Origin of the sequence: Stenotrophomonas maltophilia group sp. RY12688 (genome assembly GCF_052149045.1) — a bacterium.
GTDB classification, from domain to species: domain Bacteria; phylum Pseudomonadota; class Gammaproteobacteria; order Xanthomonadales; family Xanthomonadaceae; genus Stenotrophomonas; species Stenotrophomonas sepilia.
In genome coordinates, this window is the sequence record NZ_CP197389.1 from 1,826,857 (window position 1) to 1,842,045 (window position 15,189).

At 66.3% G+C, this 15,189-nt stretch carries 13 protein-coding genes and 1 pseudogene; 11 read left to right on the plus strand and 3 right to left on the minus strand.

All coding sequences use genetic code 11. The features are described from left to right. Positions 1 to 22 precede the first annotated feature (22 nt). The 3 genes and pseudogenes from ACS0OT_RS08655 to ACS0OT_RS08665 all read left to right on the plus strand — a co-directional run bounded on the left by ACS0OT_RS08655 (position 23) and on the right by ACS0OT_RS08665 (position 3,059). Positions 23 to 1,792, plus strand: a pseudogene (locus ACS0OT_RS08655) (oleate hydratase). An 86-nt stretch (positions 1,793 to 1,878) separates the two neighbouring features. Next, positions 1,879 to 2,466: a TetR/AcrR family transcriptional regulator gene (locus tag ACS0OT_RS08660; protein WP_442256251.1), complete on the plus strand. Its 588-nt coding sequence runs from the start codon at positions 1,879 to 1,881 to the stop codon at positions 2,464 to 2,466. A gap of 92 nt (positions 2,467 to 2,558) precedes the next feature. Further along, positions 2,559 to 3,059, plus strand: a complete 501-nt coding sequence (locus ACS0OT_RS08665; RefSeq protein ID WP_442256426.1) for a hypothetical protein — start codon at positions 2,559 to 2,561, stop codon at positions 3,057 to 3,059. An 11-nt stretch (positions 3,060 to 3,070) separates the two neighbouring features. Here ACS0OT_RS08665 and ACS0OT_RS08670 read toward each other — a convergent pair whose 3' ends face one another. The 3 genes from ACS0OT_RS08670 to ftrA form a co-directional block, all read right to left on the minus strand. Then, a complete protein-coding gene (locus tag ACS0OT_RS08670) occupies positions 3,071 to 3,538 on the minus strand; it encodes a chemotaxis protein CheW (RefSeq protein ID WP_065185142.1) in 468 nt (155 codons plus the stop codon). A 97-nt stretch (positions 3,539 to 3,635) separates the two neighbouring features. Continuing rightward, positions 3,636 to 4,079: a BLUF domain-containing protein gene (locus tag ACS0OT_RS08675; protein ID WP_235649934.1), complete on the minus strand. Its 444-nt coding sequence runs from the start codon at positions 4,077 to 4,079 to the stop codon at positions 3,636 to 3,638. A gap of 95 nt (positions 4,080 to 4,174) precedes the next feature. Further along, positions 4,175 to 5,176, minus strand: coding sequence for a transcriptional regulator FtrA (gene ftrA / locus ACS0OT_RS08680; RefSeq protein WP_235649933.1), 1,002 nt, complete (start codon positions 5,174 to 5,176; stop codon positions 4,175 to 4,177). A gap of 338 nt (positions 5,177 to 5,514) precedes the next feature. On the opposite strand from ftrA, the gene ACS0OT_RS08685 reads away from it, so the two are divergent. From ACS0OT_RS08685 to ACS0OT_RS08720, 8 genes are all read left to right on the plus strand, one after another. After that, positions 5,515 to 8,091 carry a TonB-dependent receptor plug domain-containing protein gene (locus ACS0OT_RS08685; RefSeq protein WP_329953450.1) on the plus strand — a complete coding sequence of 859 codons (2,577 nt, stop codon included), beginning with the start codon at positions 5,515 to 5,517 and terminating at the stop codon, positions 8,089 to 8,091. A 116-nt stretch (positions 8,092 to 8,207) separates the two neighbouring features. Then, positions 8,208 to 8,789, plus strand: coding sequence for an FMN reductase (gene msuE / locus ACS0OT_RS08690; protein ID WP_065177488.1), 582 nt, complete (start codon positions 8,208 to 8,210; stop codon positions 8,787 to 8,789). A gap of 156 nt (positions 8,790 to 8,945) precedes the next feature. Further along, complete coding sequence (locus ACS0OT_RS08695) at positions 8,946 to 9,308, plus strand: DUF3088 family protein (RefSeq protein ID WP_065197036.1); 363 nt, start codon at positions 8,946 to 8,948, stop codon at positions 9,306 to 9,308. 14 nt (positions 9,309 to 9,322) lie between these two features. Further along, complete coding sequence (locus tag ACS0OT_RS08700) at positions 9,323 to 10,300, plus strand: MsnO8 family LLM class oxidoreductase (protein WP_005416278.1); 978 nt, start codon at positions 9,323 to 9,325, stop codon at positions 10,298 to 10,300. Positions 10,301 to 10,319: 19 nt separating this feature from the next. Further along, positions 10,320 to 11,663, plus strand: coding sequence for an LLM class flavin-dependent oxidoreductase (locus ACS0OT_RS08705; RefSeq protein WP_442256253.1), 1,344 nt, complete (start codon positions 10,320 to 10,322; stop codon positions 11,661 to 11,663). Between the two features lie 4 nt (positions 11,664 to 11,667). Further along, positions 11,668 to 12,888, plus strand: a complete 1,221-nt coding sequence (locus tag ACS0OT_RS08710) for a M20 aminoacylase family protein (RefSeq protein ID WP_442256255.1) — start codon at positions 11,668 to 11,670, stop codon at positions 12,886 to 12,888. After that, positions 12,885 to 13,436, plus strand: coding sequence for a GNAT family N-acetyltransferase (locus ACS0OT_RS08715; protein WP_065177493.1), 552 nt, complete (start codon positions 12,885 to 12,887; stop codon positions 13,434 to 13,436). The genes ACS0OT_RS08710 and ACS0OT_RS08715 overlap by 4 nt, the downstream gene beginning before the upstream one ends. Next, positions 13,433 to 15,178, plus strand: coding sequence for an amino acid ABC transporter permease/ATP-binding protein (locus tag ACS0OT_RS08720; RefSeq protein ID WP_315973889.1), 1,746 nt, complete (start codon positions 13,433 to 13,435; stop codon positions 15,176 to 15,178). Before ACS0OT_RS08715 ends, ACS0OT_RS08720 begins: the two co-directional genes overlap by 4 nt. The last annotated feature ends 11 nt before the right edge of the window (positions 15,179 to 15,189 follow it).

Genomic DNA, 15,189 nt, shown 5'->3' on the forward strand with positions numbered 1-15,189 from the left:
CCCCTCCAGGAAGGAGCAGCGCATGTACTACAGCAGTGGCAACTACGAAGCCTTTGCGCGCCCGCGCAAGCCCGCCGGTGTCGATGGCAAGCGCGCCTGGTTTGTGGGGTCGGGGCTGGCCTCGCTGGCCGGCGCCGCGTTCCTTGTGCGCGATGGGCGCATGGCCGGTGAACGCATCACCATTCTTGAACAGCAGCAGATTCCTGGCGGTGCGCTGGATGGCCTGAAGGTGCCGGAAAAGGGTTTCGTGATCCGTGGTGGCCGCGAGATGGAAGATCATTTCGAGTGCCTGTGGGACCTGTTCCGCTCGATACCGTCGCTGGAGATCGAAGATGCCAGCGTGCTGGACGAGTTCTACTGGTTGAACAAGGACGACCCGAACTATTCGCTGCAGCGCGCCACCATCAATCGCGGCGAGGATGCACACACCGATGGCCTGTTCACGCTGACCGAGCAGGCACAGAGGGACATCATCGCGCTGTTCCTGGCCACCCGTCAGGAGATGGAGAACAAGCGCATCAACGAAGTACTGGGCCGTGATTTCCTGGACAGCAACTTCTGGCTGTACTGGCGAACCATGTTCGCGTTCGAAGAGTGGCATTCGGCGCTGGAGATGAAGCTGTACCTGCATCGTTTCATCCACCATATCGGCGGCCTGCCGGATTTCTCGGCGCTGAAGTTCACGAAGTACAACCAGTACGAATCGCTGGTGCTGCCGCTGGTGAAGTGGTTGCAGGACCAGGGCGTGGTGTTCCAGTACGGTACCGAGGTGACCGACGTCGACTTTGATCTGCAGCCGGACCGCAAGCAGGCCACGCGCATCCATTGGATGCATGACGGTGTAGCCGGTGGCGTGGATCTTGGCGCGGATGATCTGCTGTTAATGACCATCGGTTCGCTGACCGAGAACTCGGATAATGGCGACCACCACACTGCGGCACGCCTGAACGAAGGCCCGGCGCCTGCCTGGGACCTGTGGCGCCGCATTGCCGCGAAGGATGACGCGTTCGGGCGTCCGGATGTGTTCGGCGCGCACATTCCAGAAACCAAGTGGGAATCGGCAACGGTGACCACGCTGGATGCGCGCATTCCGGCCTACATCCAGAAGATCGCCAAGCGCGATCCCTTCAGCGGCAAAGTGGTGACCGGCGGCATCGTCAGCGTGCGCGACTCGCGCTGGCTGATGAGCTGGACGGTGAATCGCCAGCCACATTTCAAGAACTAGCCCAAGGACCAGATCGTGGTCTGGGTGTATTCGTTGTTCGTGGATACGCCCGGCGACTACGTGAAGAAGCCGATGCAGGACTGCACCGGCGAGGAGATCACGCGCGAATGGCTGTATCACCTGGGCGTGCCGGTGGACGAGATCGACGAGCTGGCCGCGACCGGTGCGAAGACGGTACCGGTGATGATGCCGTACATCACCGCGTTCTTCATGCCGCGCCAGGCCGGTGATCGCCCTGACGTGGTGCCGGAGGGGGCGGTGAACTTCGCCTTCATCGGCCAGTTCGCCGAATCGAAGCAGCGTGACTGCATTTTCACCACCGAGTATTCGGTGCGTACGCCGATGGAAGCGGTGTACACGTTGCTGGATATCGAACGCGGCGTGCCGGAGGTGTTCAATTCCACCTACGACGTGCGCTCGCTGCTGGCCGCCGCCGGACGCCTGCGTGATGGGAAGGAACTGGACATTCCCGGGCCCGCGTTCCTGCGCAACCTGCTGATGAACAAGCTGGACAAGACCCAGATCGGTGGCCTGCTGCGCGAGTTCAAGCTGGTACAGGAGGACTGAGCGGGGCGTGGGTAGCGCCGGGCCATGCCCGGCGAGTGCAGCAGCGGGGAGTTGACAGTGTCTCAACCTACTAGTAGGTTGGCGGCATGAAAGAGTCGCTCTCGCCCAAGGCCCAGGAGATCCTGGCCCACGCCCGTTCGCTGCTGGAGGCCGGTGGCTACAACGGCTTCAGCTACGCCGACGTGTCGGCGCGGGTGAACATCAGCAAGGCCAGCATCCACCACCATTTCCCCAGCAAGGCGGATCTGGTGCGCACGGTGGTTGAGCTGTACCGGGCCGAGGCGCGTGAGGGCCTGGCGCTGCTGGACCGGCAGCTGGGCGACCCGTTGCAGGAGCTCAACGCCTATGTGGACTACTGGTCCAGCTGTATCGCCGGTGGCACGTCTTCGTTCTGCATCTGCGCGATGCTGGCGGCAGAGGCACCGATGATCCCTGCGGAGATTGCCGAAGAAGTACGCGGGCATTTCGAGGATTTGAGTGGCTGGTTGGCGCTCACGTTGGAAAAGGGCGCGGCGCTGGGTCAACTGCGCCTGCAGGGTTCGGTGGCCGATGAGGCCAGGGCGTTCATGTCATCGGTGCATGGCGCGATGCTGGCCGCGCGCGGTTTCGGCGATGCGGCGACGTTTGCTGCGCTGGCACGGTTGGCCATCGCGCGGGTGAGCGCGGCTGCCTGATGGATGTGTGCTGGGCCTGCGGCAACGTAGGCCTTTTCTTTGATCTAGAAGTCTACCTACTAGTAGGTTCAATCAATCCTTGGAGATGTTCCATGTCGCACTCTCTGTCCACGCTGGGCGTGATCCATACGGTCGTCAGCCTTGTACCGGTGTTCGCCGGCCTGTATGCCTTCATTCGCCATCGCGCGATCGACCCCGCGACACGCTCCGGCAAGCTGTACCTGCTTGGGCTGGTGCTGTCGGTGGCAACGTCGTTCACCGTCTCCAGTACGGGCGGGATCAACCCGGGCCACGCATTCGGAGTGATCGTGCTGCTGGTGGCGTTCGGCGGCGTGCTGGCGGCCCGGCTGCGCTGGCTGGGTGGCGCAGCACCTTACCTGTCGACATTTGCGCTGTCCTTCAGCTTCCTGCTGTCGCTGGTGCCAGGCGTGAATGAAACGCTGACACGGTTGCCGGCAGCGCATCCGATTGCTGCGGCGCCGATGGCGCCGGTGGTGCTGCACACGCTGCTGGGATTGACGGTGGTGTTTGTGATCGGCTTTGCCGCGCAGTGCTGGCGCATGCGGTTTCAACCGGTTCGCAGGCGCCCTTGAGCAGAGGCGCCTCAGTCCCGCACCGCGAGCGCGGCCAGCAGCGACTGCGGTTCGATCAGCGCAGCCGAACGTGTGGCATCCACCCGAACGTGCCGGCTGCAGAAGTTGAACGGTCGACCCTGCGCCGGCGAGGCTGCGTCTGGAGATGCGTCCGGTGTTTCGATTTCCAGCACTTCATCTACCGCCAGCGCCAGGGTTGCGGTGCCGGCGCTGATCAACAGCATGGCTGGGCTGCCGCCATCGAATGCCGGTTGCCCGCTGAGCCTGCGCAGGTCGGCTACCGGCAACGGCTGCCCCCGTACCTCCAGGGTCCGCCGGCCCTGATGATCTGCGGGGCCGAAGGTCTCGGGGCCGCGTATTTCCACGGCAGCCTGGACGTCGATCGCGAACAGGGCCGTGCCTGCACGCAGGACGACGACCTCGAACAACTCGGCGGGCGAGGCACGTGTTTGCGTTGAAGGTTGAGCGGGTACAGGCATGCTGTGGATCTGGCAGGAACGATGGGTAACGCGGCTTGAATGATGACGTCTGCAGGGAGCACGCGGCCGCGTGGGACTACGCGCGCAAGGCGGCGGTTCAGCTGGATCCGACGGGCGCATGGTGCGCACTGAGCGGGCCGATGCGCGGAAAGTGCGGACGCAGCAGGCCGACGAGCTGATCCATGCCCGGAACGGCATGGCCAAATTCGTCCCATCGCGCATTGACCAGGCCGGACACCACGACCTGCCCGGTGTCGATGCGGGTCATGGCCCAATAGGGAACAGCACGCGCGCTGATGGCCATGTCCAGTACCGGCACGACGGCAGCATGCGAGCGACTGTCATGGATGCGGTGCTTGACCGCCTCCAGGCCGTCGGGCGGACCTTCGACGTACTGGAAAAACCGCTGCCCGTCGACGAGCAGCGCTCCGGTAACGTCCACGCGACGGTTGAACGTGGCAGAGCGGGAGACGATCTGCCGGAGCATTTCATCGGAAAGCCCAGCCGACATGTGGCTGGAGTAGGCAAATGCGTGGAGCATGGAAGGGGCTTCTTGTGACGCCCGTCACTATACGTGGGTCGCCATAGCCTGCCGTGAGCCTTTCCTCACGCATCACCGGGGAGTGATGCGTTGGATCAGCAGCCCACCAACCGATCCGCGCCAATTCCGCCGCGATGCTGGCTGCGGTATTGGGTAGGACTGGCGTCCACCTGGCTGCGGAAGTGCCGGCGGAACGACTCCTGCGAACCAAAGCCGGCCTGCTCGGCAATCCACTGCAGCGGCCGGTCGGTGGTTTCCAGCAGCTCGCGGGCGAATGCCACGCGCTCGCGGATCAGCCAGTCGATGGGTGACAGGCCGGTGGCTTCCAGGAACTGCCGCTGCAGCGTGCGCTGGCTGAGCGCGGCCTGCTCGGCAAGACTGCCCAGCGAGTGCGGCTCGCGCAGGTTGCGGCGCATCCATTCCATCAGTTTTGCCAGACGCGAGGGCTCGCCATTGGGAATGGCCCGGCTGACACGCTGGCTGCGTTCGGCATCACGCCATGGCGCCAGCACCAGCCGTTCGGCCACCAGGTTGGCCACGCGTGCGCCGTAATCCTTGCGCACCATGTGCAGCATCATGTCCATGCCGGTGGCCGAGCCGGCCGAGGTGATGACGTTGCCGGTATCGACGTACAGCACGTCTTCGCGCACATCGATGCGCGGAAAGTCGCGTGCCAGCGCTTCGGTGAGGCGCCAGTGGGTGGTGGCCGGGCGGCCATCGAGCAGCCCGGCCCAGGCCAGCACGAAGGCGCCAGAGCAGATCGAGGCGATGCGTGCGCCACGGGCGTGGGCGCGGATGAGTGCATCGAGCAGTGCCTGCGGCGGGCGTTCGCTGGGTTCGCGCCATCCGGGAATGACGATGATGTCGGCGTCATCAACAGTGCTGAGATCGTAGGGCAGCTGCACCTGTGCATTGCCGAGCATGCGCAGTGCACCGGGTTCACCCGCGCACAGCTGGGTGCGGTACCAGGCCACGCCGAGTTCCGGCCGCACAGGCGCGAACAGGCCTACCGCGCAGCCGAATTCGAACAGCCCCTGGCCGTGGCAGGCAACGATGGCGACGAGCGGTGCGGTGGGATCGGCGGGTGGGCTGGGCATGGCTTGATGCTACGGATGCAGACGCGTGGCGCTGCGTGGTGCGAGGGCATGAGGTGATGCCGGGCAGGCATATGGAGCGGTCGCTCCCTTCCTGTAGGCCCGCGCCCACACTCGGTTCAGTGCCGGCGGGGTGGATGCATCTGACGCCGTCGCGAAGAGCAGCCGAACGTGGGCTCGGCTCTACAGGCAGCAGCGCACCGTTGCGGCCACCTAACGTCATTACCAGCGGTCATGTGGGTGGCCGGATGTTACGGCTGGGTGACGCGATCGCGCCTGTCGCGGTGGGTGAACAGGCCCTTGAATGGAAGCGTGTTTCCGGCCCACCCCCACGAGCCCCCATGCCTGCTGCCCACGCCCCTGTGCTGAACACTCTCGCCGTCCTGATCGCCAGCGTTCTGGCCGCATCGCCTGGCCATGCGGCTGACGCCGATGCGGATCCTGCTGCCACCGCTGCAACGGCCAACGTGGCAGCGTCCACGCTGGATGCGGTGGTCGTTACCGGGTCGCGCACCAGCACGCGCACGGTGAAGAACAGTTCCACCCCGATCGATGTGATTTCCGCAGAGGACCTTGCTGCGACCGGCCAGGCCAACCTGCTGGAAGCGTTGCAGCGCAGCCTGCCGTCGCTGAGCCAGATCGGTGGCTACCAGAGCGACCAGGAGAGCCTGATCCGTGGCTACCAGCTGCGCAATCTCTCGCCGGGTTACACGCTGGTGCTGGTGAACGGCAAGCGCCGCAATGCCAGTGCCTATGTGAGCGGTGCCAACGGCGGCGGTTTCCCCGGCCATGCCTGGGCTGACCTGGCGTTGATTCCAGTCTCGGCGATCGACCATGTGGAAGTGCTGCGCGATGGCGCGTCGGCCATCTATGGTTCGGACGCGATCACCGGCGTGGTCAACGTGATCCTGAAATCGCAGGCACACGGTGGCGAGCTTTCCGTGGAAAGCGGGCAGAGCATTGATGGCGATGGCGCGCGCACCAGCGTGCGTGCCAACGTGGGCCTGCCGTGGGGCGCCGATGGCTTCGTCAACCTGTCGGGCGAAACCACGCGGCAGCACCACGCGATCCGTACCCGCCGCTACATCGATGGCTATCTGAGCTATCCGGCGGTAGATGCCAACGGCAATCTGGTCGCGCTGCGACCGAACAACCGGTTGCCGGCCGGCGCATCGCCGAACCCGGCCGAGGCCAACCGCGATGCCGAGGCCAACACCATCCTCAGTTCGCCATCGTATGCGCTGAAGGCGTTTGCGGTGAACGTGGGCCATGGCCTGGGCGAGAGCGCCCAGTTCTACGCCAATGCCACCGCCAGTGATCGAACCGCGCAGGCGATCCAGAATTTCCGCCTGCCGGCGACCATCTTCACCACCTACAAGGCGCCGGGTGTGCTGAGCGTGTTTCCCGATGGCTTCCTGCCGGTGCTGGAAACCAAGGAGAAGCAGTACACCGGCACCGCAGGTGTCAAAGGCCAGATCGCGGGCTGGGATTACGACGCCAGCCTGACCGGCAACCGCAGCACGGTACGCACCTATACCCGCAACTCGGTGAACTACTCGCTGCCGTACCCCGGTTCGCCCACCGACTTCTATGACGGCAAGCTGGACTACCAGCAGGGCATCGCCAACCTGGACCTGCGCCGTGGCTTCGAGGTGGCGGCATTCGCTTCGCCGCTGGAAGTGAGCGCAGGTGCCGAGTACCAGCATGAACAGTACGAGCGCGGGGCGGGGCAGTGGGAGTCCTACACCGGCTTTGGTGCTGCAGCGTTCGTCGGCTATTCCACTGCGGACGCGGTGAAGGCCACCCGCAACAGCAAGGCGGTGTACGTGGGTGCGGCCGCCAACATCACCTCACGCTGGTATCTGGATGCGGCCGCGCGCTGGGAGGACCATTCCGACTTCGGCAGTGTCTCGACCGGCCGCCTGACCACCCGCTTCGATTTCACCGATGCGCTGGGTGTGCGCGCTACGGTCAGCAACGGCTTCCATGCGCCCAGCCTGGGCGCGCAGTTCTACCAGGCCACCGGCAGCTGCCCGTGCGGTACCACGCTGGTGGCGCAGGTGTCTTCGCCGGCGGCGGTCGCACTGGGTGCCACACCGCTGAAGCCTGAGAAGGCCACCAACTACAGCCTCGGCGTGACCTGGGATCCGAGCCCGGCCTTCCACCTGGCCGTGGATGCGTACCAGATCGATATCCGTGGCCAGCTCGGGCAGTCCAGCCAGATCGGCTACAACGCACAGGATCCGGCGCGCATCACCGACAACAGCGGCACGGTGCTGAGCGCAGCGCAGAAGAACACCATCGATGCGCTGCTGGGGTCGGCCGGCATCAGCATCCTGCCGGGTGATGCGTTCTACGCCAGCTACTTCACCAATGTGGGCAATACCCGCACACGCGGTGTCGAGCTGACCCTGGAAGCGAACCAGGAAACGGCGTGGGGCAAGCTGCGCTGGAGCTATGCGGCCAACGTCGGCCGCACCACGATCCGGAAGGTCAGTGATATTCCGGCGGCGCTGCAGGGGCTGCCCAATATCAACCTGCTGACCAAATCCAGCGAGTACGCACTGCGCTTCCGCACGCCCAGCTACACCCAGGTGGCGGGCTTGGGCTGGCAGAACGGGCGCTGGCGCTCGAATGTCGACTTCACCTACTACGGCCCGATCAAGCGCCTGAACAACGGCGTGGAATACAGGCAGCCGCCGGTGCTGGTGACCAACCTTTCAGGTGCGGTGGAGCTGGGTGCGGGCTGGAGCGCGGCGCTGGGCGTCAACAACGTGTTTGACAAGCGCACGCGCAGGGTGCCGGAGTACGCGCGCAGTGCTACCGATGTGGCCAGCATCGAGACGACGTGGGATTCGGGCGATGTGCTGAGCCGGATCGGGACGTTCTGGTACGGGCGGATCAATTACCGGTTCTGATCTGGAGCAGTCGAGCATGGCTCGACTCCACAAAGGCGAAAGCAGCCGAGCATGGCTCGGCTCTACACAAGGCGAAAGGCGGCCGGCGGTAGTTCGGCATCATCGAGGAGCAGTTCATGTCTTCTGCATTTAGGGTGGTTGCAGTGGTGGGGTCGCCGACCAGTTCGGCGACGTCGCGTACGTTGCTACTGGTGCGGCACCTGTTGGCGTCGCTGCAGCAGCGGGTGCACGCCAGCGTGGAGGTGGTGGAGCTGGCGCCGATCGCGCGCTCGCTGGGGCAGTCGTTGTCGCGCGATGAGGCGGAGCCTGCGGTGGAGCAGGCGCTGCAGACGATCGAGGCGGCCGAGCTGCTGGTGGTGGCCGCGCCGGTGTATCGGGGGTCGTATCCGGGGCTGTTCAAGCACCTGGTCGACTTCATCGGGCTGGAGGCGCTGGTGGATACACCGGTGCTGCTGGCGGCGACCGGTGGCAGCGAGCGCCATGCACTGGTGATCGACCACCAGTTGCGGCCGTTGTTCAGCTTCCTGCAGGCGCACACGCTGCCGATCGGGGTGTATGCCACGCCGGCCGACTTTGATGGCGAGCACCTCAACAGTGCAGCGTTGCAGGCCCGCATCGCGCTGGCGACCGAGCGTGCGGCCGGGCATCTGGCTACGCAGGCGCTGGCGGTAGCGGCGCCACTGCGACGCATCGCCTGATGCCATAACCGGCGGCGCTTTGCATATGGCCAAGGCGCATCTGCGTGGCCGGATCTGACCGCCGATTGTCGCCTGGCACCGCCACCGCAAGCACCGGCATCCCTAGCATCGAAATCGAAGCGGCATCGCATTGCCGGCCCTGATGAGGACACTCCCGTGGCGTTGGACGCAGCAAGCAAACCCATCCTGTTCCTGCTCGACCGCGAGTTCGAGGATGGCCAGATTCCTGGCCAGCGCTTCTTCTGCCGGCACAGCCTGCTGCTGGAAGGGGCGCTGTCGAGCATCGACGGCCTCGACGCGCAGCTGGACGTACGTCGCATTGGTTTCGCGCGGCCACGCCGCGAGGTGATCGCCGAGATCGGCGAGCAGGACCAGTCGTTGCCCAAGCTGGTGCTGCCGCAGGGCGTGCGCAGCGAGCTGGCCAGTGGCGCGCATCAGGACCGCCAGTACATCTCCGGTGCCGAGCCGATCCTGGCTGCGCTGAACGGATTGCTTGGCATTCCCGTGGCCCACCCCTGAGCGAGGACACGACCTTGAGCTATCTGATCAGCGTCTTGGACAAGAGCCCGGTGGCCGAAGGCGCCTCGCCAGAGCAGGCGCTGCGCAACAGCCTGCAGTTGGCGCAGCGTGCCGAGCAGCTGGGCTATCACCGGTACTGGTTTGCCGAGCATCATGCCGCGCCGGCGCTTGCCAGCCCGGCGCCGGAAGTGCTGGCCGCCTGGGTGCTGGCGCAGACCCGTCGCATCCGCATCGGCAGTGGCGGAGTGATGCTGCGCCACTATGCGCCGTACAAGGTGGCCGAGAGCTTCAACCTGCTGGCGGCGTTGGCACCGGGGCGCGTGGATCTGGGCGTGGGCAAGGCGCCCGGTGGCCTGCCAGCATCGACCGCCGCGCTGGCGGCGGGACGCCCGGCATTCGCCGATTTCGACCAGCAGCTGCGCGACCTGGAGGGCTATCTGTCCGGTGCCGCAACCGAGGCGCTGGCGCGCCCGATTCCACAGCAGGCGCCGGAGCGCTTCCTGCTCGGTGCCAGCCCGCAGAGTGCGCAGCAGGCGGCCGAGCTCGGCTGGCGCTTCGTGTATGCCGCGCACTTTGATGGCGACCCGAAACACATCGAGGCCGCGTTCGACGCCTACCGCGGTGTCTCCACGCAACCGCCGTTGCTGGCCACGGTGGCCTTCGCCGCGCCGACTGCCGAAGCAGCCGCACGCCATATCGGTGCGCTGCGCGTCTACAAGCTGCATCTTGGCCCGGGGCAGACAGTGAACCTGCCCAGCCCCGAGGCAGCTGCCGAGTATGCACGCCAGGTAGGTGTGGCGGACTTCCGCATCGAGGAAACACGGCCAAGCGTGCTGTCCGGCGATGCGCAACAGGTACGCGGCGAACTGGATGCGCTGCACCGACGCTTCGGCGTGGGTGAGTTCATCCTCGACGCGCCGGTGGCCGACCTCGACGCACGCCTGACATCCCTCGAACTGCTGTCGCCCGCGCCGCGCGCGGCGGTGGCCTGACCTGCAGGAGCGATCCCCAATGAGCACGACCGCGCGCCACATTCCGTTCGGCATCATGCTGCAGGGCCCCGGCAGCCACATGCATGCCTGGAAGCATCCGTCCAATCCGGCTGATGCCAGCGTCAACCTGCAGTTCTACATCGACATCGCGCGCACCGCCGAGGACAACGGCATCGCCTTCGGCTTCGTGGCCGACGGCCTGTACATCAACGAGAAGTCGATCCCGCACTTCCTCAACCGCTTCGAGCCGATCTCGCTGCTGTCGGCACTGGCCACGGCAACGAAGAAGATCGGCCTGGCCGGCACGCTGTCGACCTCCTACAGCGACCCGTTCACCGTGGCCCGCCAGTTCGCCTCGCTGGATCTGCTCAGCGGCGGCCGCGCCGGCTGGAACGTGGTGACCTCGCCGTTGGAGGGTTCGGGCCGCAACTATGGCCGGCCACACCCGGAACATGCGCTGCGCTACCAGATCGCCGCTGAGTACCTGGACGTCGTGCAGGGGCTGTGGGATTCGTGGGACGACGACGCCTTCGTGCGCGAGCGCGACAGCGGTACATTCTTCGCGCCGGAAAAGTTCCGCCGCCTCGACCACAAGGGCCGCTTCTTCCAGGTGGAAGGGCCGCTCAACATCCAGCGTTCGCCACAGGGCCAGCCGGTGATCTTCCAGGCCGGTTCGTCCGACGACGGCATCGCGCTGGCCGGCAAGTATGCCGACGCGGTGTTCACTCATTCGCCGTCGCTGGAAGAAACCCGCGCGTTCACCCAGAAGGTGAAGAACTCGGCGATCGCGCATGGCCGCAGCGCCAACGATGTGAAAATCTTCCCGGGCATCGGCCCCATCGTCGGCCGCACGGCCGAAGAGGCCGAAGCCAAGTACCAGGCGATTGCCGCACTGGCCACGCTTGAGGATGCGCTGGCGTACCTGGGGCGCTTCTTCGATCACCATGATTTCAGCCAGTACGATCCGGACGCGCCCTTCCCGGAGTTGGGTGACATTGGCAGCAACTCGTTCCGTTCCACCACCGATCGCATCAAGCAGGATGCGCGGGAAAAGGGGCTGAGCCTGCGCCAGGTGGCACTGGAAGCAGTGAGCCCACGGCCGAACTTCATCGGCACACCGGAGCACGTGGCCGATGAGCTGATCCGCTGGTTCGATGCCGGTGCCAGCGATGGCTTCATTCTCGGCTTCGCCGCGCAGCGCGAGGGCCTGGACGATTTCGTGACCCAGGTGCTGCCGATCCTGCAGGCGCGCGGCTACCACCAGCGCGGGCTGGAAGGACAGACCCTGCGCGAGCATCTGGGTCTGCCGTACAAGGCCAGCCGCTATTCGACCGACGCCGAACCGGCGCGGAAGGTGGGGTAGGGCGATGAGCGGAGAAACTGCGGCAGCACCGGGCCACGCCCGGCGGAATCCCGCGTCCATCGGCGTGCTGCCGGAAATTGCAGCACGCGCCGAGGCCGCCATCGCGATCCGCCATGACCTGCACCAGCACCCGGAGCTGGCCTTCGAGGAGCACCGCACCAGTGCCCGCGTGGCCGAGCTGCTGCAGCAATGGGGCTATGAGGTGACCACCGGCCTCGGTGGCACCGGCGTAGTCGGCACGCTGCAGCGCGGGCAGGGAAGCCGTCGCCTGGGCCTGCGTGCCGACATCGATGCGCTGCCGATCCGCGAGGACTCCGGCCTGGCCTACGCCAGCCAGACCGAGGGCCTGATGCATGCCTGCGGCCACGATGGGCATACCGCGATCCTGCTGTCCGCTGCGCACTATCTGGCCCATCACGGCAATATCGACGGCACCCTGCAGCTGGTGTTCCAGCCTGCGGAAGAAACCGGTTCGGGTGCATCGAAGATGCTTGCCGACGGCCTGTTCGAGCGCTTCCCGGTGGATGCGATCTATGGGCTGCACAACTGGCCCGGCGTACCAGTCGGCCACTTCGGCTTCGTCGATGGCCCGGCGATGGCGTCGGTGGACTGGGCGCGGCTGAAGGTGATCGGCAAGGGCGGCCACGGTGCCGAGCCACAGGGCAGCGTCGATCCGATCCTGGCGGCAGCGCACATCGTCACCGCGCTGCAGAGCGTGGTGTCGCGCAATGTCGATCCGCGGCAGATGGGCGTGGTCACCGTCGGCTCAATCCACGGTGGGCAGGCTGCCAATGTGATTCCGGACGTGGTCGAGCTGAAGCTGACCGTGCGCGCCTACCTGCCCGAGGTGCGCGACACGCTGCGACACCGGGTCACGGAACTTGCCGAGCAGACCGCCGCCGCGTTCGGCGCGCGCGCCGAGATTGAATTCCCGCGCGGCTTCCCCAGCGTGATCAACCACCCGCAACAGACGGCCTATGTCCGCAAGGTGGCGGTGCAGTGCTTCGGCGCCGAACAGGTGGTGCCCGGCTTCGCACCGCGCACCGCCAGCGAGGACTTTGCCTTCCTGCTGCAGGCGCGGCCCGGCAGCTTCGTGTTCGTCGGCAACGGCGACAGTCCACCGTTGCACAGCCCGCGCTATGTGTTCAACGACGCCGCCATTGCACCCGCTGCCAGCCTGTGGGCGCGGCTGGCCGAAGACTACCTGGTGAAGGACGTGGCATGAGCAACAACGAACGCTTCCTCTATACCTCGGTCGATGACCCGCTGGCGCGGCCGCTGTTCGCTGGCCTGGAACAGGAGTACGACCGCCGTTACGCCGACGTGCGCCGACGCATCGGTGGCAGCGCCCGCGAGGAGCTGCAGCGCTATCCGGCGCAGGCCTTCGCGGCGCCGGTAGGGGCCTTCGTACTGTTGCTGCGCGACGGTGTGGCGATCTCTGGCGGCGCCTTCATGCCGCACCGCGATCCAGACACCGCCGAATTCAAGCGCATCTGGACGCTGCCGGGGTTGCGACGCCAGGGCATCGCGCGGCGCGTGCTGCAGGAACTGGAAGAACAGGCGGCACGCCAAGGCTATCGGCGTGTGTTCCTGACCACCGGCTTCCGCCAGCCCGAAGCTGTCGGCCTGTACCTCAGCCATGGCTACACCGCGCTGTTCGATCTGGATGCAGATCCGGAAACCGTCGCGCACCTGCCCTTCGAGAAGCACCTGCGGGCGACGACGCCTGTCGTTACCCCTGCACAGGCACTGCTGCACGGAGCCCACGCATGAGCACACCGTCGACCGCGCTGGAGGGCATCGCCGCTCGTCCGGCGCCCGGACAGGCACTGAAGATCGTGCCGGCCCGGCATCCGCTGCAGGTCTTCGGCACGGTGCTGGCACTGGCGCTGATCCTGATCGGGCTGCAGTCCGTGCTGGGCAATCCGCGCTGGGGTTGGGGCACCTTCGCCGAGTGGTTCTTCGCACGCCCGGTGCTGGAAGGCCTGGGTCGCACGCTGCTGCTGACCGCGCTTGGCACCGGCCTCGGTTTCGCGCTGGGTACGCTGCTCGCGCTGGCACGCGTCTCCGGTTCGCCGCTGCTGTCGGCGGTGTCGTGGGGCTATGTGTGGCTGTTCCGCTCGATCCCGCTGCTGGTGCTGTTGCTGCTGCTGAACAACCTGGGCTATCTATACAGCACCATCGAGCTGGGCGTGCCGTTCACCGGCATCAGCCTGTTCTCGTACCCGACCACGCAGCTGATCGGCGTGTTCACCGCCGCGGTGCTGGGCCTGACCCTGAACCAGGCAGCGTTCTCGGCCGAGGTGATCCGCGGTGGCATCCTCTCGGTCGACCACGGCCAGTACGAGGCCGCGGCCGCGCTCGGCCTGCCGCGTGGCCGCCAGGTGCGCCGCATCATCCTGCCGCAGGCGATGCGTTCGATCCTGCCGGCGGCGTTCAACGATGTGATCGGCCTGGCCAAGAGCACCTCGGTGGTCTACGTGCTGGCGCTGCCGGAGCTGTTCTACACCGTGCAGGTGATCTATCGGCGCAACCTGGAAGTGGTGCCGCTGCTGATGGTGGCCACGGTCTGGTACCTGGTGATCCTGACCGTGTTGTCGCTGCTGCAGCGGCGCGTGGAACAACGCTTCGCGCGCGGCCAGCTGCAGCGCGAGCGCTCGGTGTCGCAGGTGTCGTCACCGGTGCGGACACCCAGTGATGCTGCGCCGCGCGTGGCCAACCGCCCGCGCATCGCCGCGCAGGTGGATGCCGGCGAGGGCGCGGCGGTGTCGCTGCACGGCGTAGGCAAGGTGTTTGGCGACCAGCCGGTGCTGGAGGATGTGAACCTGGACCTGCGCGCCGGCAGCGTGACGGTGCTGATCGGCCCATCGGGCGCCGGCAAGTCCACGCTGCTGCGGCTGATCAACCACCTGGAGCGTGCCGACAGCGGCTACGTGACCGTCGGCGGCCAGTTGATCGGCTACCGCCGTGACGGTGACACCCTGTACGAACTGCCCGAGCGTGAGATCCGCCGTCGGCGTGCCGAGGTGGCCATGGTGTTCCAGGGCTTCAATCTGTTCCCGCACCTGACCGCGCTGGAGAACATCATCGAGGCACCGATCGCGGTACGTGGCGTGCCACGTGCGAAGGCCGAACAACAGGCGCGCACGCTGCTGGAGCGGGTCGGCCTGGCCGACAGGGCCGATGCCTTCCCGCGCCAGCTGTCCGGTGGCCAGCAGCAGCGCATCGCGATTGCCCGCGCGCTGGCGCTGCAGCCGAAGGTGCTGCTGTTCGACGAACCCACGTCGGCGCTGGATCCGGAACTGGTGGCCGAGGTGCTGAGCGTGATCGAAGAACTGGCCCGTTCCGGTACCACGCTGGTGATCGTCACCCATGAGCTGAGCTTCGCCCGCCGCGTGGCCGACCACGTGGTGATGATGGACCAGGGCCGGGTGATCGAGCAGGGCACGCCCGACGCAGTGTTCGAGCAGCCGCGCCAGCAACGCACGGCCGATTTCCTGGCCAAGACCCTGTAACCCCGGAAGGA

What these genes read in the sequence shown, in the direction of transcription:
- ACS0OT_RS08660 (WP_442256251.1), top strand. Translation starts at nt 1,879, where the DNA reads ATGAAAGAGTCGCTCTCGCCCAAGGCCCAGGAGATCCTGGCCCACGCC.
- ACS0OT_RS08665 (WP_442256426.1), top strand. Translation starts at nt 2,559, where the DNA reads ATGTCGCACTCTCTGTCCACGCTGGGCGTGATCCATACGGTCGTCAGC.
- ACS0OT_RS08670 (WP_065185142.1), bottom strand. Translation starts at nt 3,538, where the DNA reads ATGCCTGTACCCGCTCAACCTTCAACGCAAACACGTGCCTCGCCCGCC.
- ACS0OT_RS08675 (WP_235649934.1), bottom strand. Translation starts at nt 4,079, where the DNA reads ATGCTCCACGCATTTGCCTACTCCAGCCACATGTCGGCTGGGCTTTCC.
- ftrA (WP_235649933.1), bottom strand. Translation starts at nt 5,176, where the DNA reads ATGCCCAGCCCACCCGCCGATCCCACCGCACCGCTCGTCGCCATCGTT.
- ACS0OT_RS08685 (WP_329953450.1), top strand. Translation starts at nt 5,515, where the DNA reads ATGCCTGCTGCCCACGCCCCTGTGCTGAACACTCTCGCCGTCCTGATC.
- msuE (WP_065177488.1), top strand. Translation starts at nt 8,208, where the DNA reads ATGTCTTCTGCATTTAGGGTGGTTGCAGTGGTGGGGTCGCCGACCAGT.
- ACS0OT_RS08705 (WP_442256253.1), top strand. Translation starts at nt 10,320, where the DNA reads ATGAGCACGACCGCGCGCCACATTCCGTTCGGCATCATGCTGCAGGGC.
- ACS0OT_RS08710 (WP_442256255.1), top strand. Translation starts at nt 11,668, where the DNA reads ATGAGCGGAGAAACTGCGGCAGCACCGGGCCACGCCCGGCGGAATCCC.
- ACS0OT_RS08715 (WP_065177493.1), top strand. Translation starts at nt 12,885, where the DNA reads ATGAGCAACAACGAACGCTTCCTCTATACCTCGGTCGATGACCCGCTG.
- ACS0OT_RS08720 (WP_315973889.1), top strand. Translation starts at nt 13,433, where the DNA reads ATGAGCACACCGTCGACCGCGCTGGAGGGCATCGCCGCTCGTCCGGCG.